Origin of the sequence: Micavibrio aeruginosavorus EPB, assembly GCF_000348745.1 — a bacterium.
Taxonomy (GTDB): Bacteria; Pseudomonadota; Alphaproteobacteria; order Micavibrionales; family Micavibrionaceae; genus Micavibrio; species Micavibrio aeruginosavorus_A.
Genome location: NC_020812.1, coordinates 1,380,337 through 1,402,965, shown reverse-complemented (window position 1 = coordinate 1,402,965; position 22,629 = coordinate 1,380,337). Strand labels below are relative to the sequence as shown.

Below are 22,629 nucleotides of genomic sequence, written 5' to 3'. Positions count from 1 at the left end.
TCCGAAGACAAGGATATATAAGGCATTCCATGGCACTGAAGGACAAAATGGGCCCCATTAAGGCCCGGCACAGCGAACTGGCCGCCCTGATGGGGGAAGGCAATTTGAGCGGCGAAGCGTATGTGAAGCTGTCGCGCGAATATGCCGAACTCGGCCCGGTGGTGGAAACCATCGATGCGTATGATGCCGCCGTGCGGGAAATGGCCGATCTGGAAGCCATGCTGTCCGACAAGGACATGGCCGAAATGGCCCAGGAAGAACTCTATGCCCTGAAGGACCGTCTGCCGCTTCTGGAGGAGCAGGTCAAGCTGGCCCTGATCCCGAAAGACGAGGCCGACTCCCGCAATGCCATTCTGGAAATCCGTGCCGGGACCGGGGGGGACGAAGCCGCTTTGTTCGCCGCCGACCTGTTTGCCATGTACCGGGGCTATGCCGCCACGCGGGGCTGGCGTTTTGAAGTCGCCGAGATGAGCGAGAACGATCTGGGCGGGTATAAGGAAATTATCGTCGAGGTCCAGGGCGCCGACGTGTTCTCCCGGCTGAAATATGAATCCGGCGGCCACCGGGTCCAACGTATTCCGGTGACGGAAGCGGGCGGGCGCATCCATACATCCGCCGCCACCGTGGCCGTGATGCCCGAAGCCGAAGATGTCGACATCCATATAGATGAGAAAGACCTGCGTATCGACGTATACCGAGCGCAAGGCGCGGGTGGCCAGCACGTAAACAAGACCGAGAGCGCGGTGCGGATTACCCATATTCCCACCGGAACCGTGGCCGCATGCCAAGAGGGCAAGTCCCAGCACAAAAACCGCGATACGGCGATGAAGATGCTGCGATCCAAACTGTACGAAGCCCAATGGCGGAAACAGGCCGAGGAACGGAGCGCGAACCGCAAATCCCAGGTGGGGTCCGGCGACCGATCCGAACGCATCCGCACCTATAACTTCCCCCAAGGCCGCGTGACCGACCACCGCATCAATATGACGTTGTATGCGCTGGACGATGTCTTAAGCGGCAAAGACCTCGACAAATTCATCGACGCCCTGATTTCCGAGGAAAATGCGGAAAAACTGGCGGAGTTGGAATAACCCGTGGAAAAAGAAGGGGGGACAGATTGAATTAAAGGAAATGTTTTTTAATTTAATTTGTCCCTTTGATCGTTTTTTGACTTCTATTTAGATTTTGTAACAGGGTTCGATTGGCAAATGTTATTAAAAGACTCTGGATTGCCTATGGCAGATCTAGGATTGACATAGATGTCCGTATTATAGCGAGGGCGCCGATCAACATAATTATATCCCACGCAAATATTGCTCTTTAGCAAAGTTAAAAACTCAACGGCATAGTTCTCACTTAGACACATCGCAGGATCTGCGTCTCCATAGCCAAAAACACTCATCCAGCACTTAAGGGAGGGATCAACAATTGATTGAGGATTGATCTCATAAGCGTTCGCACGGAAACGACCATCTACACGACTTCTATATTCATCATCGAGCGGCCAAGTTAGCGGCTCATAAGAACCAACCATCGCCAACCCCTCACTCCTATCTATAAATTTTTTCCTACTCCTCATCCCTGCATCCCAAAGGCCAGTTTTTGAAATAATAGAACATTTCATCTTATGTTGTGGTTCATGAATCTGCACTTGCCCTGCTTGCGGTAAAACCACCGTCGAAATTTTTCCGAACTCATCCCCAGTAACAACGAAAGGAAAATTCACATACATAAGAATTTTTTCAGCGCCTAAATTATTTAGATCATAAAAAACCGGAACGATAAATTCTCGATCAAAAGAAAAAGATTGGAGTGAAAATTTCCAAGGATCGCCAAGCATTAAATCATGCGCTTGCGAGACGTTAAGAAATCCATACATACTACCAATTTTTGACTGAAAAGAGATGAACCCCTTGTCCTCATACTGCAGGGGGGGGCCACTTAAACGAGTTTTACTAGAGTAAAACTCTGCAAACTCCTTATTGCCTCCATGCGTAATTGGCGCAGGACGAGAATCCGCCCGAGAAAGAACGGCCTGAACAGAATTTGGGTTAAAATAGCGAGCTGATACGTTGCCTTTTACAAAGCGCAGCGGTACCGGAAATGCTCCAATAGCGCGCATTGCGCGCAAGAGCTCTTCATCAAAAGCATAAGCAGAACGCCCAGATATCCCGTCTCCCACCATAGCCACATAAGCATCAGAAACGGAGGAGCAAAAACCATCCCCAACCTTCCGATACGCTTCAGATTTCCGTTCGGATAGACTCCAAAGCGCCTCATATTCCGCACGCTTAACATCAATCAAATGGGGAGGAATGATTTCATGATCTTTCTCAGCCCCCGGGATAGCCGCCCCTGCCTCCAAAAAATCATCGGCATTAATGGCCTGAAGCGCCGCCATGAAATCTTTCGTAACAAAATCGTACCCGTCGGCCTTATCTGATTTACACCCGGCAAGAACAGTCAGTGAAAGTGGGGCCACAGCTACAAACATCATAAATAAAAACTTCTTCATGCCATTTGCCTTTATGACGGTCCAAAGGGACTGGATTTTTATTGAAATAACCACGCGTAATTTTAACGCGATGTTTTTAATAAGATACAGCTTATTCGTGTGGGGCGGGGTCCTCATTAAGGGGTGTGTTTTTCCCTGTGGTTTTCGGGAGGGGAGGTTGTATGTTGATGGCGGCTTCGTCCCTGTGGCCACTGGGGACGGGCGTTATCATGAAAAGGTTTAAGGCATTGTTGACCATCCTGTACAAAACCATCCAGACCCGCTTCCGCGCCGCCGGGATTGAAAACCCGGGGTTGGAGGCGCGTATTTTGGTCAAGGCGGCGCTGGGGGTGGCGGATGCCGATTTGATCACAGGTTCTGCACAGACTTATCCACAGGCTGATCTGGACCGGTTGGAGGGGATGGTGGCCCGTCGGCTGGCCGGGGAACCGCCATCGCGGATTTTGGGCAGTCGTGAATTCTGGGGGCGGGATTTTGTCCTGTCGCCCGATACACTGGACCCCCGCGCCGATACCGAAACCTTGATCGAGGTCGCGTTGGAATGTTTCAAGGGCCGGGCGGCCCCGCAGCGGATTCTGGATATTGGTACTGGAACCGGGTGCATTATCATCACATTGCTGGCTGAATGGCCGGGGGCCACCGGCGTGGCGACCGATCTGGCCGCCGGGGCGGTGGAGATGGCGCGGCTGAATGCTCACAATAACGGCGTGGCGGACAGGATTCAGGTGGTGCAGACGCGCTGGGCCGATGGAATCGACGAAAAATTCGACCTGATTGTGTCAAATCCACCCTATATCCCGTCCAAAGATATCGAATCATTGGATGAAAATGTCCGCAGATTCGACCCGATTCTGGCTCTGGATGGGGGGAATGACGGGCTGGATGCCTATCGGGCGATCCTTGAACAGGGAAAATCGCGTTTAAAGCCGGGTGGGGTGATGCTGTGGGAAATTGGCATAAATCAGGTCAACGACATCACGCGACTCGTTGAAATTATTGGCGCGACTCGGGGCCGGGTATGGGCCGATTTGGGCGGAATTCCGCGGGTTGTGGAAATCTCGTATGGGGATAAATAAAAAAAAGCTTGCGCGCCTGCCTTGTGGCGGATTCAAGGCCCCCTGTACACTTACAACAGTTCACAAGAACACGGGTCAGTTTGACGGAATCGAAACATCGTTTTCAAAACGGGGTGTTTCGCAACGCTCCGGTCTGGTCAGGTGTATGTGAATCAGATACGATGTACGTATAACCGAATCAACGGGTTAAGAAGGACGCAGGTACTTTATGAGACACGGCAACGCTGGCAGACGCTCCCGCAATAACAATAACGGCAATGGTGGCGGTCATCGCGGTCATAACAACCGTGGCAATGGTGGCGGTCATGGCCGCGCCCCGAACCGGATGCAGGTCTTTGACAGCAACGGTCCAGAAGTCCGCATCCGTGGCACCGCGCACCAGATCGTGGAGAAGTACCAGACGCTGGCCAAGGATGCCAATGCGATGGGTGACCGGGTTCTGGCCGAAAGCTACCTGCAACATGCCGAACATTATCAGCGCATCATCAGCAGCTGGAACGATTACGCTCCGGTTGTGAACGAAGCGCAAAGCATGGACGCCGTTGATCTGTCCGCCCAGCCGCAGCCAAGCGTGCAGCCGCGCCACCAGCCGCAGAAAGCCCAGGAGGCCGATCTGGGCCTGCCGAGCAGCATCGTGGGGGCCCGTGTTGATGTTGGTTCAGAAATGGCTGATGCTTAATATTTTACCTTAACAATTTGATTTATCGCATTGTTAATAAAATGAAAAAACGGATCGCGTCGCGGTCCGTTTTTCGTTTCTTTCATCCGTCATTTCGGCCCCCCGCCTACGCGGAGGATAACCTCCGGCTGGAATCCGTACGGTCTATCCACTGGATTCCGGCCTGCGCCGGAATGACGGATGTGGGGTTATTGGGGCGGGTAAGGTATAATGTCCTTGTGGGAACCTCTTGATTTTTGGGGGTGTTTCCACCATCTAAACTGTATGGCCCCCGCGGGGCCTCCCCTCTGCGTATTCTTCATTAAAATCAACCTGTTCGGATCGGTTCTACGCCCATGGATTTTGAAAAATTTACCGAGAAAACCCGCTCTTTCCTGCAAAAGGCTCAGACGCTGGCCATGCGATCGGATCACCAGTCGCTGGAGCCGGAGCACCTGCTGAAAGTGATGCTGCAGGATGAGGATGGCATGGTCCAGCGCCTGATCGGTTCGGCGGGCGGGGATGTGAACCGTTTGATGCGCGAAGTTGAGGGTGCGCTGGCCAAAATTCCGTCCGTTACGGGTGGTGGCGCAGGTGGTTTGCGTATTTCAACCGATCTCGCAAAAATCCTTGATAACAGTTTGAATTTGGCTGAAAAATCAGGTGACAAGTTTATCACAGCAGAGCGGATTTTGCAGGCCTTCCTGCTGGCGCGATCCGCGGATGTTGCGGGGCTGATCGAGGCGTGCGGTGTCAATGCTGCCAAGCTCAATCAGGCGATCAACGATATGCGCAAGGGGCGTACGGCCGATACGGCGAGCGCTGAGGGCGGTTTCGATGCCCTGCGCCGTTATGCTCGCGATCTGACCGAAGTGGCCCGTGAGGGCAAATTGGACCCGGTGATTGGCCGGGATGAGGAAATTCGTCGCACCATCCAGGTTCTGTCCCGCCGGACCAAGAACAACCCGGTTTTGATCGGGGAGCCGGGCGTGGGTAAAACCGCGATTATCGAGGGGCTGGCCCTGCGGATCGTGAATGGCGATGTGCCGGAAAGTTTGAAGGATAAGCGCCTGATGGCGCTGGATCTGGGTGCGCTTCTGGCCGGGGCCAAATTCCGGGGCGAGTTTGAAGAGCGGCTGAAGGCCGTGATGGATGAGATTAAATCCCATGCCGGGGAAATCGTCCTGTTTCTGGACGAATTGCACACCGTGGTCGGGGCCGGAAAGGCCGAAGGGTCCATGGATGCCGGCAACATGCTGAAGCCTGCGCTTGCCCGGGGTGAGCTGCATATGGTCGGGGCCACCACGCTGGATGAATACCGCAAGCATATCGAAAAAGACGCGGCGCTGGCGCGGCGCTTCCAGCCCGTTTTCGTGTCAGAGCCAACGGTTGAAGATACCATCTCTATCCTGCGGGGATTAAAGGAAAAATACGAAATGCACCACGGGGTGCGCATCACGGATTCCGCGATTGTTGCGGCGGCGACCTTGTCGCATCGCTATATCACCGACCGGTTCTTGCCGGACAAGGCGATTGACTTGGTGGATGAAGCGTCCAGCCGTTTGCGGATGCAGGTGGATTCCAAACCCGAAGCGGTGGATGAGCTGGATCGCCGGATAATTCAGTTGAAGATCGAGCGCCAAGCCCTTCAAAAAGAAAAAGATTCTGCCTCTCTGGATCGGCTGGAAAAGTTGGAAGCCGAGCTGACCGAGCTGGAGAAAAAATCCGCCGATCTGACGGGGGCGTGGAAGGCGGAGAAGGACAAGTTGGGCGCGGCCCAGCGCCTGACCGAAGAGCTGGACAAGGCCCGGACCGAATTGGAGCGGGCCCAGCGCGAGGGCAATCTGGAGAAAGCGTCCGAGCTGCTCTATGGCCGCATCCCGGAATTGGAGCGGTTGCTGGAAAAAGCCGGGCAAGCCAACGGCGCAACGGGCTCTATGATCAAGGAGCAGGTTGAGGCTGATGACATCGCCGCCGTGGTCAGCAAATGGACCGGAATTCCCGTTGATAAAATGCTTGAAGGTGAACGGGATAAGCTCCTGAAAATGGATGAAAAACTGATGGAGCGTGTGGTCGGCCAAGAAGCCGCTGTTCACGCCGTATCCAACGCCGTGCGCCGCGCACGGGCGGGTCTGCAGGACCCACGCCGTCCCATTGGGTCGTTCCTGTTCCTCGGCCCCACAGGGGTCGGGAAAACGGAATTGACCAAGGCCTTGGCCGAATTCCTGTTTGATGATGATACGGCCCTGGTCCGGTTGGACATGTCCGAATACATGGAAAAACATTCGGTCGCCCGCATGATCGGTGCCCCCCCGGGCTATGTCGGGTATGAGGAGGGCGGAGCCCTGACCGAAGCGGTGAGGAGACGCCCGTATCAGGTTGTTTTATTTGACGAAGTTGAAAAAGCCCACCCGGATGTTTTCAACGTCCTGCTGCAGGTTCTGGATGATGGTCGTCTGACCGATGGTCAGGGCCGGACAGTCGATTTCTCGAACACTGTTTTGATCATGACCTCGAACCTCGGCGCTGACCATCTAGTGAACCAGAAGGATGGCGAGGATGTGGAGAAGGTCCGCGACAAGGTGATGGAAGCCGTTCGCAAGGCGTTCCGCCCGGAATTCCTGAACCGTCTGGACGAAATCCTGCTGTTCCGCCGTTTGGGCCGGGATCAGATGGCCGGGATTGTGGAGATCCAGCTGGGGTACCTGCGTAAACTTCTGGCTGATAAACGCATCACGCTGGAGATGGATGCCAAGGCGATCCAGTGGCTGGCCGATAAGGGTTACGATCCGGCCTATGGTGCCCGCCCGCTGAAACGGGTGATCCAGAACACCATGCAAAACCCGCTGGCCGGGATGATCCTGCAGGGCGATATCCGCGACGGGTCCACCGTGGCGGTGAGCGTCGGCAAGGGTGACCAGCTGGATTTCAAGGTCACGAAATCCGGCCCGGCGAAGGTCGCGGCGTAGTGCTTTAAGTTTGACATATTTCCGATATGGGCATTAAGCTCACCCCATTCTTTCAAATGAATGGGGTGAGGCCGTGATGGGTTATTTTTCCAAAGCTATTGATCATTTCAACTGCCTGTCCGGCATCAACCGTTTGCGGGCGCTGTCGGCTGCGGCGGATAACGATGTGGATCGGTTCTTGCGGGTTGCGCAAACGGCGCGCGGGTGTGGGTGGGTGGATGTTGTCCTGACCCCGCAGATGGTGCGTGCGGTGGCCTTGAAAATGGGGTGTGATGGGCTGAATGCCCTGTACGGGACCCGGTCTCCGGCGGATGTGGGGCGGGCATTTGAACAATTTGCATCCCTGCGTCAGGTTGTCAGCGGGGCGCGTGATCTGGAGGTGGCTTTGTCATCATCGTCTGCTGGGATGGTGCGCGTGGGGCAGGCGGTTGCGGCGGGGATAAAAGCGGCCCCGGGGTTATAAAACTCCACGCTTTTTATTTGACATATCGCAAATGGCGGGCGTATGGTCCGCCATCTTTTTTATCTGTGTAAGGAAACCGCCATGAACCGTTTGCGCAACGCCATCCATCAGTTTAACTGCCTGTCCGGTATCAACCGCATGTATGCGGAATCGGCCATGACCAATGGGGATACGGATGAATTTATGCGGCTGATGAATTTGGCCCATCAACATGGCCGCGTCAAAAACGTGGTGACCCCACAGATGGTCGAAACGGTGTCAAAATGTCTGGTGCGTGATATTGCGCCCAGCCTGTCCCAACCCACAATGCCGTTGGGGGCGCAAAAAAGCCTGGATCGGTTTATTGAGGTTTGTCGCATGATCGATGGGTGCGCATCTTTGCAACTGGCCATACCGGGACAGGTGATTGGACCTGTGGTTCAGGCTGTGATGCAACACCGCCGTATTGGTGATCTGGTGCGTTTGCGCCGGGCGCTGGACAGAAGCCTGATGGGGACGTTTATTGACGCCGTCATCCACGAAGACGGTCCGGCCTTGATGGGCGATGGGTTGGTTCAATCCTATCGCGATCGTCTGAATGCCGCCCGTGCGGTAGAGGCAGCGCGCCGCCAGCCGCAATAAAAACGGAATACCAGAACAAAAACGGAGCCTTTAGGGCTCCGTTTTTTATTTAGCGCTGTTTGAAATCGTTAAATTTGATCTTGGCCTGTTTTTCCAGCGTTTCGGCCTGGCCGATGGAGAGCATGCCCTTGGCCGGGACGAAGACCTGCGGGGCGCGGCCTTCATCGGCGCTGCCGTTGAAGTACAGGTTGATGGATTTGCCCGAGTTGGACAGGTCGATGCCCGGGTTTTTTTGGTAATTGGCGCGTTCGGTCGGGCGGATGCGATGATCCTGATCCAGCGGGCGGGTGCTGTATCCCACAGCGGTCAGCGCTTCGATGGCTTGCTTGGCGGAGACGGTCGATGATTTTTTCTGTTTCATGCTGGGGTGTCCTGTCAGGGCGCTGGGGTTCAACTAAAACGGTAAAGCGGGTTTTACGCCACACATCCGGGCCAGATTATGGGCCTTGTGCGTGGTGAGGTAAGTGATGGCGGTGGGGGTTTTCAGCCCGTCCGGGACCATGGCGGCCAGTTCCGTGGGGCCAAAAATCTTGCGGCATAACGGGACGAGGGCATCGATCGCCCCCATCAGGTGTTCAACCGGGATTTTGCGCTGGGCGATAAACGGGGCCACGGCGCGTTGAAATTCAACCCAATCCTTGTCCGCGACCTGAACGCCCATGGCGTCAATCTTGTTGCAGGCCGCTTCGGTAAAGCGGCAGCACAGGCGAAGGATTTCGGTTTCCTGTGTGGTGGTATTCATGGTGGCATCCCTGTTCTTTTTTTATATTTTATAACAAGATCGTAGGTTACGGAAACCGTGGGGTCAAGGAAAAAGGTCCAGGGCCGGGGTGCCGTAAGAGATTGTCATGGCTGGGGAATTCCATTAACCTGTTGAGGTTATGTCCTTGGTGCGGGGATTCTCCCGCGTTTTTGCCGTTTTGACCATGTTTTTTCAGGATGATGCCGGTATGACCCGTCGCTTGCTTAATGCTGTATCCATCGCCGCTGTTTCTGCGGTCCTGCTGGCCGGATGTGCCACCGCGATTGAGGATTCATCACAGGAAGTGGAGTTCCGCGTTGTCGGTGCGGACACGGCGTTGTGCCATTTCAAAAACGACGATTATAATTACAAAATCTATGCCCCATCCACGATCCGGATTCAGAAAACGCGTAAGGCGATCAATCTGCGCTGTGTCGCAACGGGCAATCGTGAGCGTATAGCGACGATTGAACCGGAAGTCAGCGACATGATCGCGGCCAATTTCAGCAACGGGTTTGTGCCCGGCGTGGCGTGGGATGTTGCATCCGGTGCGGCACACGCATTTCCGAATGTGATTACGGTTGATTTCACCGGCGTCCCGGCCCAGCCCATGCCGTTGCCGGAATATCAGCGTGTCCTGAACCAGAACCCGGGTCTGATCGGGTTGGAAGAATTCCGTCCGGGCCGGGCCGTGTTGATCAGCGATTACACGACCCCGGTTCCGACATTGAATCGTCGTGAAGGGGCTGAAGAAAGTCTGGGTGAATTTACGACATCCGACGAAAGTGGCATGAAGAGCGTTGGCGGCAAGGTTGTCGCGCCGGAGGGCTCTATGGCCGCCCGCGTGCCCAGCCATTCGCAAGTGATGACGGCGTCGCCGGAATACGGCACACCGCCGGCGGAATTTGTTGGCGGGTCGAGCGCCACCAACCCGACGACATCCGGCGGGGTTGCCAGCGTACCGGCCCGTGCACCAAGCACAGGTGGCACGACATCGGCGGACAGCTTGACGCGTCAGGCCAACCCGGGATCGTTTTGATTTAAACCATCGTGACCCATAAACCCCTGCATTATTTCTTTGTTGGTATTGGCGGCAGCGGCATGGCCCCGCTGGCTGATCTTGTCCGTGGCCATGGGCACCGTGTATCCGGATCGGATCGCGGGTTTGATCAGGGCAAAAGCCCGGATAAAGCCAAAACACTGACCGATGCGGGCATTACGTTGTGTCCGCAGGACGGATCGGGCGTGACATCCGACGTGGATGTTTTGGTCGTGTCCAGCGCGGTGGAGGATACAATCCCCGATGTGCAGGCCGCGAAAGCCCATGGGGTTGCGATTAAAAAGCGGGCCGAGGTGTTGGCCGAATTGTTTAATGCCGCACGCGGTATCGGGCTGGCCGGTACCAGTGGGAAAACGACCACCACAGGCATGACCGGTTTTATGCTGCATGAAATGGGGCAGGGGCCGACGATTTTTAACGGCGGGATCATGCCGGATTTTGTCGGACATCCAAACAGTTTGATGGGCAATGCCGTGTCTGGCTCGGGCGATCTGTTCGCCGCCGAAATGGATGAAAGCGACGGATCCATCGTGCTGTACCAACCGGCCGTGGCCGTGTTGAACAATATTACACTGGATCACAAGCCGATTGCGGAATTGGAACCGTTGTTTCATGACTTTCTGACCCGTGCGCGGGATGGGGCCGTGGTCAATCTGGACGATGTGCATGCCGCGGCCATGGCCGGGGTTAATCCGAACACGGTGACCGTCGGCATTGATAATGACGCCGCGATGATCGTGGCCCGCAACGTCACGCCGACCGCCGGTGGGGTTGCATTTGATGTGCATGCGGATGGCACAGCGTATCACTGCAATATGAAGGTTCCGGGGCGGCATAACGTATCAAACGCGTTGGCGGCCCTTGGGGTTGCGCGGGCGTTGGGGTTGGATTTTGCCAATGCTGTTGCGGCCCTGTCAAAATTTTCCGGCATTCGCCGCCGTATGGAGGTGCTGGGCACCGAAAACGGTGTGACGGTGATTGATGATTTCGGGCACAACCCGGATAAAATTGCGGCATCGCTGGCAACGTTGGCGGATCATCCGGGGCGCGTCATTGTGATGTTCCAGCCGCACGGGTTCGGCCCGATGAAGATGATGCGCGACGGGATCGTCAGCGCCTTTGCCGCCGGAACGCGTGATGGCGATGTCGTGATCATGCCGGAGATTTTTTATGCTGGCGGGACGGTGAACCGCAATATCTCATCCGCGGATCTGATCGGCGATATGGTGGGACGCGGCGTTGATGCGCAGTTCTGCAACAATCGGGACGATGCCGGGGCGTTGATGCTGTCGCTGGCGAAGCCGGGGGACCGTCTGGTCATTATGGGCGCGCGGGATGATACACTGACAGATTTCGGCCGTGGGTTGCTTAAAGCGCTACGCCCGGCACCAAAGGCGGCAAACGGCGTACAGCCGTAATCGTATCGTTACACGCTTTTTTCACATCGCGGACGGGCTCAATCACCACCTGCATAAAGCGGGCGGTGGCGTTGATCATGTGTGTGCGGTTGATCATGATGCCGACATGGCCGGGGAAATAGACCAAATCACCACGGCGCAGGTTTTTTAAGGATACAGGCACGGCTTCGCCGACCACGTTTTCCTGCATGTCTGCGTCACGGGGACAGGAAATGCCGTTGCGTTGCAGGGCGATTTGAACCAGCCCGGAACAATCAATCCCGCCATGGCCACGCCCGCCATACAAATACGGATCACCCAGGAACATTTTGGCCGTTTCAACAATGTCCACCGGGTTGGCCAGCGCATCCGCTTTGGTCATGATGTGATTTTGCGGCACCCATAACAGGCCATCATTAAAGCGGACAGCGACAAATCCATCGACAACCAGATTGTCGGATTTCGGTTTGACCTGCGCCATAAAGGTCAGGGTTAGGCTGGGGCGAATTTTGAACGTGGGCGAGGGGTATAAATTCGCCATCCGGGTCGCGATGATATGGGTCGGTTCTGACAGAAAAGATTTTGTGCGAACGTCGTTGGTGGACATCCAGCCTTCGTATCCATCCTGCGCCGATGTGGCCGCGATCCAGTGTTGATACAGATTGTTATCGCCGCGTACCGTTTCGCCGAACAACACCTGCGAGTCCCGCCGCCCGATCATCGGTTCATGGGCGGGGCGGGTGCGGATCCATGTGGCTGGGGTGTTGACAATGTAGGTTTCGGTCATGGGCAATCGGGCTTTATGTATCAAAATCAAAGGTGCCCCACCTTTGCAAAGATGGGGCACCCCGTCAAACCTTAATGTCCTGAAATCTTCAGGAATTATGCAGAGTAATAGCGTTTTCCGCTGCTGGATGCGGTGCGCACTTTTCCGCCCTCAGCCGGGCGTTGGCCGCCCATTGGTCGGCCCGCAGGCTTTCCGCTGCCGTTTCCGCCATTGCCGCCCGGGCGGCGACCGAACGGGCGGTCACCATCACGCTTGGCAAAATCGCGGCGATTGCCGTCCGCGTCACGGTTTCCGCGCTCCGGACGGTTTCCGTCACGGTCACCTTGGAATTTTGGTTTGCGGTTGCCGAAGGAATCGTCGTTCCGGCGCGGCGCGGCATCTTGACGCGGGCGGTCGGAGAATTCGCGACGTGGGCGGTCTTCGCGCGGACGATCGTCGCGGGGGCGGTCATTGAACGGGCGGGTTCCGCGTTCGTTGTTTTGCGGGCGGTCCGCAAAATCACGGCGGGGGCGCTGTTCATCGAAGGACCGGTCGTTGCTGTACGGGCGGTCTTTTTTCCATGTGTTCGGGCGCTCGTCACGATTGAAACGGTTCCCACGGTCGTCGTCACGCTTTTGGAACGGCCGATCGCCGCCGCGACCATCGCGGAAAGACGGGCGGTCGTTATAATCGCGGCCCTGACGATCTTGACGGGGACGATCTTCGCGGGGACGATCATTGAACGGGCGATCACCACGGGGACGGTCGTTGTTGAACGGACGGTCGCCGAACGGCCGTTCGCTCCGAGGACGGTCTTGCCGTGGGCGGTCGTCAAAATCACGGCGCGGTTTGAAGCCTTCTTTTTTGTAACCATCGCGGCCACCTTCTTCTTTTCTGAATCCATCACGTTTGAAACCATCACGCTTGAATCCGCCTTGCTTAAAGCCGCCGGATTTGCGTCCGAATGACGGGCGACCGCCATTTTCATCGCGGGCTTCGTGCTTGTCGCCATTGGCAGGCGGGTTCATCAGCTTGTGAATAGCTTTCCACTTGCCGCCATCTTCGGATGTCAGCAGGCATACGGCGTTGCCTTCGGCACCGGCGCGGCCCGTACGACCGATACGGTGGATGTAGTCTTCTGCACATTGGGGCAGGTCGTAGTTGACGACGTGTTCGATGTGCGGAATATCCAGGCCGCGGGCGGCCACGTCGGTGGCAACCAGGATACGGTATTTCTTGTCGCGGAAGCTGCGGATCACGCGGTCACGCTTGTTCTGGCGCAAGTCACCGTGCAGGGCTTCGGACCGGAAATCATCCTGGGTCAGTTTACGGGCCAAACGGTCGGCACCATGTTTCGTTTTCACGAAAATGATTACGGACCCTTCGCGTTGATCCAGTTGCCCAACCAGCGCATTGTATTTTTCGGAGTGGTTGGTGTGAACCAGTTCCTGTTTAATCTTCGGCGCTGCGGTTGACTCTTCGCCAATCGAAATACGCTGCGGGTTTTTCAGATATTGGGCCGACAGCTTACTGATGTACGGCGGAATGGTGGCCGAGAACATCATGGTCTGGCGTTCTTTCGGCATGGTCCGGATGATCTTTTCGATCTGGATGCCAAAGCCCATGTCCAGCATCCGGTCGGTTTCATCCAGAACCAGGAAGTTGGATTTTTCAAAATTCACGGTGCCGCGTTGCAGGTGGTCATTGATACGGCCCGGTGTGCCGATAATGATGCGCGGGTGGGTGCGCAATTGGCGCATTTGTTTGTCCATCGGTTCGCCACCGATCAGAACGGCCAGCGTCATCGTCGGTTGGGAGCCCAGCATTTTGCGGACGATGTCAGCAACCTGAACAGCCAGTTCGCGAGTCGGCGTCATGATCAACGCGCCCGACTCCGGGAACTCGATCAGTTTGGCAATGATTGGGATTGCGAAAGCACCGGTTTTACCTGTGCCTGTCTGGGCGGAACCCAGAATGTCGTTGCCAGCAAGGGCGAGGGGGATAGCCTGGGCCTGAATCGGCGTCGGCGTTTCAAACTTCATATAGTCCAGAGCGCGCACGAGCGCGTCTGGCAGACCCATTTCATGGAAATTCTGCATCATCATCTCTTTTTGTCGTGTATGTCGGGACCAACACCTCCGGCACGACATGTGCCGGAGAAGGTCCTGTTATTCTTCAGTCGAAGATTTAACCGTGTTGGTCCCTACACAAAAAGAGAGGGACGTCGTCGATTAGCCTAAGATTAGGCTGCGTCGCGCAGGTCAGCGGCTGCGGTTTTACCGCGGCTTGTCACCAGCTCATAGCTTACTTTTTGACCTTCGTTCAGGGTGGACCAGCCAGCCTGTTGAACAGCGGAGATGTGAACGAAAACGTCCGCGCCGCCTTGGTCAGGTTGAATGAAGCCGAAGCCTTTGGTGGTGTTGAACCATTTAACGGTACCTGTAGCCATAGTCGTAGTTTCCTTTATCAAGAAGTCGTTTTTAAAATAAAGAGTTTCGTATCCAGCCGTCCGTTTCCGGTAGGTGGCTGGTAAAACTCTTTGGTTCACGCTTGATGATTTTGGTCACAAGGCTGACAGGACGAAGAGTTATTACAGAACTCAATGCCCGCTATTAACCACAAATATTTACAGAAAACAAGTAAATTGTTGCGGGGCATGCATTTATTTACAGACTGGAAATCGGGGAAAAAAGGTTTAGATTCAAACGCCAATATTCCTTTCTTTCATTCTTTGGGGGCCATCCATGACCAAAATCGCGATTATCGTCGGCAGCATTCGTAAAGATTCGTCCAATCTGAAACTGGCCAAAGCACTGGAAAAGCTGGGCGCGGGCCGTTTTAGCGCGATTCACGTGCGGATTGATGATTTGCCGCTGTTTAACCAGGATCTGGAGGGCAACGTGCCGGCATCGGTCACGCGCCTGAAAAGTGAGATTGAGGGCGCGGATGGGGTTTTGTTTATCACCCCGGAATATAACCGCTCTATCCCCGGTGTTCTGAAAAACGCGATTGATTGGGCATCTCGTCCTTATGGCAAAAACTCGTTCGCGGGCAAGCCGGGGGCCATTTGCGGCACGTCGCCGGGTGCAATTGGTACCGCGGTGGCGCAGGCGCATTTGCGGTCTGTCACCGCCGGTTTCCTGGATATGGCGATGATGGCGCAGCCGGAGCTGTACCTGACCTTTAAAGAAGGGCTGATCGACAGTGATGGCAATGTCAGCAACCCGGATACGGCCAAGTTCCTGACAGGGTTCGTGGACCGGTTCCTGAGCCATGTTGGCGGGACCGCAAAGGCGAAGGCGGCGTAAGACTTTCGCCATTTTCCAAAACATATTCATATCGCGGGGCATCATAAAAATGCCTGTGATCTATTGGGTTTTGCGCTGCGCATGGGGTGGCGTGGGGCGGGTGTGTCCTTTAGATTTCATGGCAAAGGAATAAAGCCATGAAAACCACACCGCTACACGCCGCCCATATTGCCCTGGGCGCGAAAATGGGCGAATTCGCCGGATATGATATGCCGCTTTACTACGGTGAAGGGGTGATCAAGGAACATGAATGGACGCGCACGCATGCGGGTTTGTTCGATGTGTCGCATATGGGCCAGATGTTTGTGACCGGTGCGGGCGCAACCGCATTTTGGGAACATGTGACGCCGTCATCATTCGCCAATATTCCCGGCGGGCGCGCGAAATATTCCGTCCTGACCAACGAACGCGGCGGCACGGTCGATGATTTGATCGTGACCCGCATGGGACCGGACAAATTCTTCGCCGTCGTGAATGCCGGATGCAAGGACAAGGATTTCCCGTGGCTGCAATCGCACCTGCCGTCGAATGCGCAGATGGACATTATTACGGACCGCGCCTTGATTGCGCTGCAGGGGCCAGATTCCGAACGCGTGATCCGCGATGTGCTGGGGTTTGATGCGTCATTGATGCCGTATATGTGGATGGCGGAGCATAATGACCTGCTGATCAGCCGTCTGGGCTACACGGGCGAAGATGGCTTTGAAATCAGCATCCCCGAACGCAATGCCGAAAAGGTGTGGAACGCGTTTATGGCGCATGAAGCGGTGAAGCCCGTTGGATTGGCCGCGCGGGATTCCCTGCGCCTTGAAATGGGCTACCCATTATACGGGCATGAATTGGACGAAGATATCAGCGCCGTGGAAGCGGGCCTGAACTGGATCATCGCCAAGGATCATACCGATTATATCGGGGCGGAGGTCATTCGCGCGCATCTGGCCAATGGCACGGAGCATGTGCGCGTGGGCGTACGCCTGACCGACAAGGGCGTGGCCCGCGAAGGGGCCGAAATCCGTAACGAGGCGGATGAGGTGATTGGGATGTTGAGCAGCGGTGGATATTCCCCCAGCACGCAGGCCTCCATCGGCATGGGGTATATTCAGGCCGAATATGCCGAAACTGGCCATAAAATTTTCGTCAATGTCCGTGGACGCAATATTGCGGCAGAGGTTTGCGCTCTGCCGTTCGTGTCCGCAAAAACAAAATCCATGAAAAAGAAGGAAGCAGCGTGATGAGCAGTCTGAAATTTACCAAAGACCATGAATGGCTGAAAATCGAAGGTGATGATACGGCGGTGCTGGGCATTACCGATTACGCGCAGAACGCGTTGGGCGATCTGGTTTATGTTGAATTGCCGTCGATTGGTAAAGGCGTGAAGAAGGGCGAGCATTTTGCCGTTGTTGAATCCGTGAAAACCGCCGCCGAAGTGTACACGCCGGTGACCGGGGAAATCGTCGCGGTGAATGATGATTTGTCGACCGATCCGGAACTGATCAAAAAGTCTTTGGAAGAAGGCTGGATCGCCAAAATCAAAATGACCAATGCCGATGAAATGGCCGGCCTGATGGATCAGGCGGCGTATGACGCGTTTGTGAAGACTCTGTAAGAGACAAAAAGGAAGGGGTTACACCCATGCGCTATCTGCCCCAGACACAAAATGCCCGTAAAGCCATGCTGGATGCCATTGGCGTCGCAAGCGTGGATGATCTGTTCGTTGACGTTCCGGCGAAGGCGCGGATGAAGGGGGCGGTTGATCTACCCCCGCATATGGGTGAGTTGGCGGTGGAGCGTGCCTTGTCCGCTTACGCGAACCAGAACCGTGCGGCGGGTGCGGGGCCGTTCTTCCTCGGGGCTGGGTGTTATTACCACCATGTTCCGGCCAGTGTGGATTATATTATCCAACGCTCGGAATTTCTGACCGCCTATACGCCGTACCAGCCGGAAATCGCGCAAGGCACATTGACCGCGATTTTTGAATTTCAAACCTTTATCGCGCAATTGACCGGACAGGATATTGCCAACGCATCCATGTATGACGGCGCGACATCCTGTACCGAGGCCGCATTGATGGCGATGCGCCTGACCGGGCGGGGCCGCGTGATCGTGGGCAATGACCTGCATCCGCATTATTGGGATGTGCTGAAATCCGGTGTGCGGGGTTGCGAACAAAAAACGTTTAAGACCATTACGGATGATGAGTCCGATGTGGCCTGTATCATCGTGCAGTGCCCGGATTTCCTGGGCCAGCCGGTGCAATATGCGGATTGGCGCGCGCTGTGTGATCGTCTAGGCGCGAAACTGGTTGTTGTGATTAACGAAATCGTATCGCTGGGCCTTCTGCCCGCGCCGAGCATGGCGGATATTGTTTGTGGCGAAGCGCAGTCCATCGGTCTGGCCATGGGCTTTGGTGGACCGCATTTGGGCTTCTTTGCTTGCCGCACCGAATATGTCCGCCAAATGCCGGGCCGCTTGGTCGGGGAAACGGTGGACGCGGATGGAAAACGCGCCTTCGTCCTGACCCTGAACACGCGGGAACAACATATCCGCCGGGAAAAGGCGACGTCGAACATCTGCACGAACCAGGGGCTGTGCGCGCTGGCGTTCACCGTTCATATGGGGTTGCTGGGCGAGGGCGGGTTCAAGCAACTGGCCCGCATCAACCATGAACGCGCCGGGATGCTGGCCGATGCGCTGGCGAAAGTGCCGGGCGTGAAAGTGGTGAATGAGACGTTCTTCAACGAATTTGTTGTTGAATTGTCGAAGCCATCTGCGGGCGTCGTCGACCAATTGGCGGCCAAGGGCATTATTGCGGGGCTGGCGCTGGATGGGAACCGTTTGCTGGTCGCCGCAACGGAAATGACCGAAGCATCCGACATTGATGCGTTCTGTAACGCTTTGGCTGAGGTGTTGAAATGAGCGCCGAACGGAAAATTGAAAGTCAGGTAAGCACCATGATGACAAAAGAATTGAACGGCGGATCGCGCGGATTGCATTACGAAGAGAGCCTGCTCTGGGAAAAAGAGCGGAGCGATCATTCCGGTGTTGATTTCCCGGACGTAAAAAACTTCAAAAACCGTACCGGTCAGGCGGAACGCGGTGATATTGGTTTGCCGCAAGTGTCCGAGCCACAGGCGGTGCGCCATTTCGTGCGCCTGTCCACGCTGAACTACTCGATCGACAGCGGGTTCTTCCCGTTGGGGTCCTGCACGATGAAGCATAACCCGCGCTTGAATGAACGCATGGCGCGTTTGCCCGGTTTTGCGCATGTCCACCCGTTACAGCCGCAACAAACCATTCAGGGCGCGTTGCGTGTGATGCATGATTTACAGCACTGGCTGGCGACGCTGACCGGATTGCCGGGCGTATGCCTGTCCCCGGCGGCGGGTGCGCATGGCGAACTGGCGGGGGTCATGACCATCCGTCGCGCGCATGAACAAAAGGGAAATGCCCATAAAACCGTCATGCTGATCCCGGATTCCGCGCACGGCACGAACCCGGCGACGGCGGCGATGTGCGGCTATACGATCCGCGTTATTCCGACGAAGGACACCGGCCGCATGAGCGTCGAGGCGTTTAAAGAAGCGCTTGGCGATGGCCATGATGTGGCCGGGATGATGGTGACCAACCCGAATACGTGCGGGCTGTTTGAACGTGAAATTGTTGAAATTGCCGATTTGCTGCACAAGGCGGGCGGGTATTTCTATTGCGATGGGGCGAACTTTAACGCGCTGGTCGGGCGCGTGCGTCCGGCGGATTTCGGCGTTGATGTGATGCATATCAATTTGCACAAAACCTTCTCCACCCCGCATGGCGGCGGTGGGCCGGGGTCGGGTCCGATTTGCGTGACCGATGAATTAGCCCCGTATATGCCCGTGCCGACCGTGGTGAAGCAGGGCGAAACATACGTGCTGGAAACTGAAGACATGCGCCCGACCACGCTGGGCCGCTTGAAGGGCTTCCATGGGCAGTTCGGTATGCATGTGCGGGCGTTGGCCTATATGATGTCGCACGGCGGTGATGGTTTGCGTCAGGTGTCGGACGATGCTGTTTTGAACGCAAACTATATCCTCAGCCAGTTGAAGGACGTTTATAACGTGCCGTTCGACGGGCCTTGCATGCATGAATGCCTGCTGACCGAAAAAATCCAGAAGGAAAAAGGCGTATCTACGCTGGATATTGCCAAGGCTCTGGTCGAATACGGGTTCCACCCGATGACCGTGTATTTCCCGTTGGTGGTACAGGGCGCGATGTTGATCGAACCGACCGAAACGGAAAGCAAGGACAGCCTGGATCGCTTTATCGGCGTTATGCGCCATATCGCCGATATGGTTGAAACCGGGCAGGGCGATGAATTGCACGAATATCCGCGCAGCACCCCGCGTCGTCGATTGGACGAGGTCAAAGCGGCCCGGTTCCCGAAATTGCGCTGGACCAAAGAATAAATCTTTTATTATCCCGGGGTGATCCCGGGATAATCATTTTCATTCATGGAGAAATCGAAAATGATCCGTGTTTTACTTGGTATTTTCTGTGTTCTTTTTGTGTTGCCATTCAGCGCGCAAGCGGCTGATGGGTTGCTCAAACAATCCGTGACCGTGAATGGTGTGGAACGGGATTATCTCATCCACCTGCCCGCTGGATTCAAGCCAAAGGCCGGGCCCTATCCGGTCGTGATGGCGTATCATGGTGGCGGCGGCACGGCGGAGGGCATGGCGGATATGACGCGCCTGAACGATACGGCTGACAAATATGGCTTTATTGCCGTATACCCGGAAGGCACGGCGCCGGAGGGTAAAAACCGTTTTCGTACGTGGAATGCGGGCACATGTTGCGGAACCGCAATGGAGAAAAAGGTTGACGATGTGGCCTATTCATCCGCGATCATGGATGAATTGCGTGATCAGTTCCGCGCTGACCCCAAACGCATTTACCTGACCGGGCATTCCAACGGGGCGATGATGGTGTATCGTCTGGCCTGTGCCCTGTCCGAACGTGTCGCGGCGGTTGCGCCCAATGCGGGGCAGAATGTATTCCATGCCTGCCCCGATGCACGGCCCATGCCGGTGATGCACATTCATGGCACAGCGGATAAATGCGCGTTGTATGGTGGCGGAACATGCGGCGGATGTTTTTCCGATTTCCTTGGCGGCGGGGATGAAGGGGGCGAAAGTTGGGAATGTCTGGGTGTTCGTGAATCCATGTGGCGGCGGGCGCGCGATTATGGCTGTACCCGTAAAACAGAGATTACAGATAAGCGCCGGAACATGACCTGTGAACGCTGGGCTGGATGCACGGTGTATGAAGGCGAGGTGACATTGTGCAGTGTGGCCGGAGGCGGGCATAACTGGCCGGGCGGGGCCACGGGCCTGAAACTGTGCGAAAGCCGCCCGAACGGGGTTTTGTGCCGGAAATGGATGCGGGCCACAGGCCCCTATAATGACGATATTCCGTTAAACGATATGATGTGGACCTTCTTTAAACGGTGGGAACGGCCATAATTCCATCTATACAGATTTTCCAATTTCGTTATGATTTTTAGAATCGTGCACAACAACGCCTGACAGGGAGATACGCGGGTGCTGATCGGATTTGTTTTCTTTTACATGCTGGTGTCCATTTGCATTGGTTTGTATGCGGCCCGCCGGGTGCATTCATCCAGTGACTATGTTCTGGCCGGACGGTCTTTGCCTGTTTACATCACCATTGCCACCGTGTTTGCGACGTGGTTCGGATCGGAAACGGTTCTGGGCATCCCTGCGACGTTTATTGAGGAAGGGATTGGCGGCGTTGTGTCCGACCCGTTCGGGGCGGCGTTGTGCCTGATTTTGGTCGGTTTGATTTTCGCCGGGCCGCTGTACCGCATGAAACTGCTGACCATTGGTGATTTTTATAAGCGGACCTATGGCCGGTCTGTGGAATTGCTGGTGTCGATTTGTATCTGTATCAGCTATCTCGGCTGGGTCGCGGCGCAGATTATGGCGTTGGGTCTGGTGTTCAACCTGTTGACCCATGGTGGTATTACCCAGGAATGGGGCATGGTTCTGGGGCTGGGGATCGTTCTGATCTACACGATTTTCGGTGGTATGTGGTCCGTGGCCATGACCGACTTCCTGCAGATGATCATGATTGTCGTGGGCTTGTTTATCATTTCCTTCTTCATCAGCAATATGGCCGGTGGGGTTGATGTGGTTGTCACCGCGGCCGTTGATGCCGGGAAATTTGACAATTTCTGGCCGGAAATGACATTGCCGGGCATTCTGGCGTTCCTTGCCGCGTGGATGACCATGGGGTTTGGGTCCATCCCGCAACAGGACGTGTTCCAGCGCGTGATGTCGGCAAAAAGCGAGAAGGCGGCCATTGGCGGTACGGTGACCGGTGGTGTGCTGTACCTGCTGTTTGCGTTTATTCCGATCTATCTGGCTTATTCCGCCTTTGTGATCCAGCCTGAGATCGTGGCCCTGCAACTGGAACAGGATAGCCAGATCATTCTGCCGTCCCTGATTTTGGAACATACGCCGATCTGGGTTCAGGTCATGTTCTTTGGCGCGGTGTTGTCGGCGATTATGTCGACGGCGTCGGGAACATTGCTGGCCCCGTCGGTGACCTTTGCGGAAAACATTGCGCGGGGGTTTCTGAAAAACATGGATGACCGCCATTTCCTGACCCTGATCCGGAGCAGTGTTGTGGGGTTTGCGGGGATCGTTCTGGTCATCGCGTTAAACAGCGAATTGTCCATTTTCGAGATGGTTGAAAATGCGTACAAAGTCACGCTGGCCGGGGCCATTGTGCCCTTGTTTGCCGGTATTTACTGGAAACGCGCGAATACGCCGGGGGCCATGGCGGCCATCATTCTGGGGATTGGCACATGGATTATCATGGAGTTCATTTCGCCCGAGGGTGAGGGCGTTTGTCCGCCGCAATTGGCCGGTTTCGTGGCATCCTCAATCGGTATGATTGTCGGCAGTCTGGTCACCAAACAATCGGCCCGTCCCGCCGAAGCGGTTTAAGAAAAGACAAAAGAAAAACCCCGGCGATGTGCCGGGGTTTTTTATTG

At 55.6% G+C, this 22,629-nt stretch carries 21 protein-coding genes; 15 read left to right on the top strand and 6 right to left on the bottom strand.

Annotated features, from left to right (window positions below):
• The first annotated feature begins 29 nt into the window (after positions 1-29).
• A complete protein-coding gene (gene prfA / locus A11S_RS06505) occupies positions 30-1,091 on the top strand; it encodes a peptide chain release factor 1 (protein ID WP_015467704.1) in 1,062 nt (353 codons plus the stop codon).
• 83 nt (positions 1,092-1,174) lie between these two features.
• Here prfA and A11S_RS06500 read toward each other — a convergent pair whose 3' ends face one another.
• Complete coding sequence (locus A11S_RS06500; protein ID WP_148285117.1) at positions 1,175-2,515, bottom strand: hypothetical protein; 1,341 nt, start codon at positions 2,513-2,515, stop codon at positions 1,175-1,177.
• A gap of 209 nt (positions 2,516-2,724) precedes the next feature.
• Here A11S_RS06500 and prmC point away from each other — a divergent pair, with 209 nt between their 5' ends.
• The 5 genes from prmC (at position 2,725) to A11S_RS06475 (ending at position 8,302) form a co-directional block, all read left to right on the top strand.
• Complete coding sequence (gene prmC, locus A11S_RS06495; protein WP_041803040.1) at positions 2,725-3,591, top strand: peptide chain release factor N(5)-glutamine methyltransferase; 867 nt, start codon at positions 2,725-2,727, stop codon at positions 3,589-3,591.
• Positions 3,592-3,799: 208 nt separating this feature from the next.
• The gene (locus A11S_RS11690; RefSeq protein ID WP_235067419.1) at positions 3,800-4,270 is read left to right on the top strand and encodes a DUF4167 domain-containing protein; all 471 of its coding nucleotides are present in this window, start codon (positions 3,800-3,802) and stop codon (positions 4,268-4,270) included.
• A gap of 335 nt (positions 4,271-4,605) precedes the next feature.
• The gene (clpB, locus tag A11S_RS06485) at positions 4,606-7,218 is read left to right on the top strand and encodes an ATP-dependent chaperone ClpB (protein ID WP_015467699.1); all 2,613 of its coding nucleotides are present in this window, start codon (positions 4,606-4,608) and stop codon (positions 7,216-7,218) included.
• A gap of 76 nt (positions 7,219-7,294) precedes the next feature.
• Positions 7,295-7,681 carry a hypothetical protein gene (locus A11S_RS06480; RefSeq protein WP_015467698.1) on the top strand — a complete coding sequence of 129 codons (387 nt, stop codon included), beginning with the start codon at positions 7,295-7,297 and terminating at the stop codon, positions 7,679-7,681.
• A gap of 81 nt (positions 7,682-7,762) precedes the next feature.
• Positions 7,763-8,302 (top strand): hypothetical protein, encoded by a 540-nt coding sequence (locus A11S_RS06475; protein ID WP_015467696.1) that lies wholly within the window; start codon positions 7,763-7,765, stop codon positions 8,300-8,302.
• 49 nt (positions 8,303-8,351) lie between these two features.
• Here A11S_RS06475 and A11S_RS06470 read toward each other — a convergent pair whose 3' ends face one another.
• Complete coding sequence (locus tag A11S_RS06470) at positions 8,352-8,663, bottom strand: hypothetical protein (protein ID WP_015467695.1); 312 nt, start codon at positions 8,661-8,663, stop codon at positions 8,352-8,354.
• Between the two features lie 33 nt (positions 8,664-8,696).
• Entirely contained in the window at positions 8,697-9,044 is a 348-nt protein-coding gene (locus A11S_RS06465; RefSeq protein WP_015467694.1) for a hypothetical protein, read from the bottom strand.
• A gap of 208 nt (positions 9,045-9,252) precedes the next feature.
• Between A11S_RS06465 and A11S_RS06460 the strand changes: the two genes are divergently transcribed.
• Positions 9,253-10,083 carry a hypothetical protein gene (locus tag A11S_RS06460; RefSeq protein ID WP_148285116.1) on the top strand — a complete coding sequence of 277 codons (831 nt, stop codon included), beginning with the start codon at positions 9,253-9,255 and terminating at the stop codon, positions 10,081-10,083.
• An 11-nt stretch (positions 10,084-10,094) separates the two neighbouring features.
• Positions 10,095-11,522, top strand: a complete 1,428-nt coding sequence (locus A11S_RS06455) for a UDP-N-acetylmuramate--L-alanine ligase (protein ID WP_015467692.1) — start codon at positions 10,095-10,097, stop codon at positions 11,520-11,522.
• On the opposite strand, the gene A11S_RS06450 is transcribed toward A11S_RS06455, so the two are convergent.
• The 3 genes from A11S_RS06450 to A11S_RS06440 form a co-directional block, all read right to left on the bottom strand.
• Entirely contained in the window at positions 11,473-12,288 is an 816-nt protein-coding gene (locus A11S_RS06450; RefSeq protein ID WP_041802536.1) for a C40 family peptidase, read from the bottom strand. The genes A11S_RS06455 and A11S_RS06450 overlap by 50 nt on opposite strands.
• 95 nt (positions 12,289-12,383) lie before the next feature.
• Positions 12,384-14,372: a DEAD/DEAH box helicase gene (locus A11S_RS11685; protein WP_235067416.1), complete on the bottom strand. Its 1,989-nt coding sequence runs from the start codon at positions 14,370-14,372 to the stop codon at positions 12,384-12,386.
• Between the two features lie 137 nt (positions 14,373-14,509).
• On the bottom strand, positions 14,510-14,716 hold the full coding sequence (locus A11S_RS06440) for a cold-shock protein (protein WP_014102955.1): 207 nt from the start codon (positions 14,714-14,716) through the stop codon (positions 14,510-14,512).
• Positions 14,717-15,011: 295 nt separating this feature from the next.
• On the opposite strand from A11S_RS06440, the gene A11S_RS06435 reads away from it, so the two are divergent.
• The 7 genes from A11S_RS06435 to A11S_RS06405 all read left to right on the top strand — a co-directional run bounded on the left by A11S_RS06435 (position 15,012) and on the right by A11S_RS06405 (position 22,582).
• Complete coding sequence (locus A11S_RS06435; RefSeq protein ID WP_015467689.1) at positions 15,012-15,575, top strand: NADPH-dependent FMN reductase; 564 nt, start codon at positions 15,012-15,014, stop codon at positions 15,573-15,575.
• A 137-nt stretch (positions 15,576-15,712) separates the two neighbouring features.
• Positions 15,713-16,807, top strand: a complete 1,095-nt coding sequence (gene gcvT, locus A11S_RS06430; RefSeq protein WP_015467688.1) for a glycine cleavage system aminomethyltransferase GcvT — start codon at positions 15,713-15,715, stop codon at positions 16,805-16,807.
• The gene (gcvH, locus tag A11S_RS06425; protein WP_015467687.1) at positions 16,807-17,181 is read left to right on the top strand and encodes a glycine cleavage system protein GcvH; all 375 of its coding nucleotides are present in this window, start codon (positions 16,807-16,809) and stop codon (positions 17,179-17,181) included. The genes gcvT and gcvH overlap by 1 nt, the downstream gene beginning before the upstream one ends.
• Positions 17,182-17,207: 26 nt before the next feature.
• Positions 17,208-18,491, top strand: coding sequence for an aminomethyl-transferring glycine dehydrogenase subunit GcvPA (gene gcvPA / locus A11S_RS06420; protein WP_015467686.1), 1,284 nt, complete (start codon positions 17,208-17,210; stop codon positions 18,489-18,491).
• A 38-nt stretch (positions 18,492-18,529) separates the two neighbouring features.
• The gene (gene gcvPB, locus A11S_RS06415; RefSeq protein WP_407716441.1) at positions 18,530-20,017 is read left to right on the top strand and encodes an aminomethyl-transferring glycine dehydrogenase subunit GcvPB; all 1,488 of its coding nucleotides are present in this window, start codon (positions 18,530-18,532) and stop codon (positions 20,015-20,017) included.
• Between the two features lie 60 nt (positions 20,018-20,077).
• Positions 20,078-21,073, top strand: coding sequence for an extracellular catalytic domain type 1 short-chain-length polyhydroxyalkanoate depolymerase (locus A11S_RS06410; RefSeq protein WP_041803034.1), 996 nt, complete (start codon positions 20,078-20,080; stop codon positions 21,071-21,073).
• A 78-nt stretch (positions 21,074-21,151) separates the two neighbouring features.
• The gene (locus tag A11S_RS06405; protein WP_015467683.1) at positions 21,152-22,582 is read left to right on the top strand and encodes a sodium:solute symporter family protein; all 1,431 of its coding nucleotides are present in this window, start codon (positions 21,152-21,154) and stop codon (positions 22,580-22,582) included.
• Positions 22,583-22,629 lie beyond the last annotated feature (47 nt).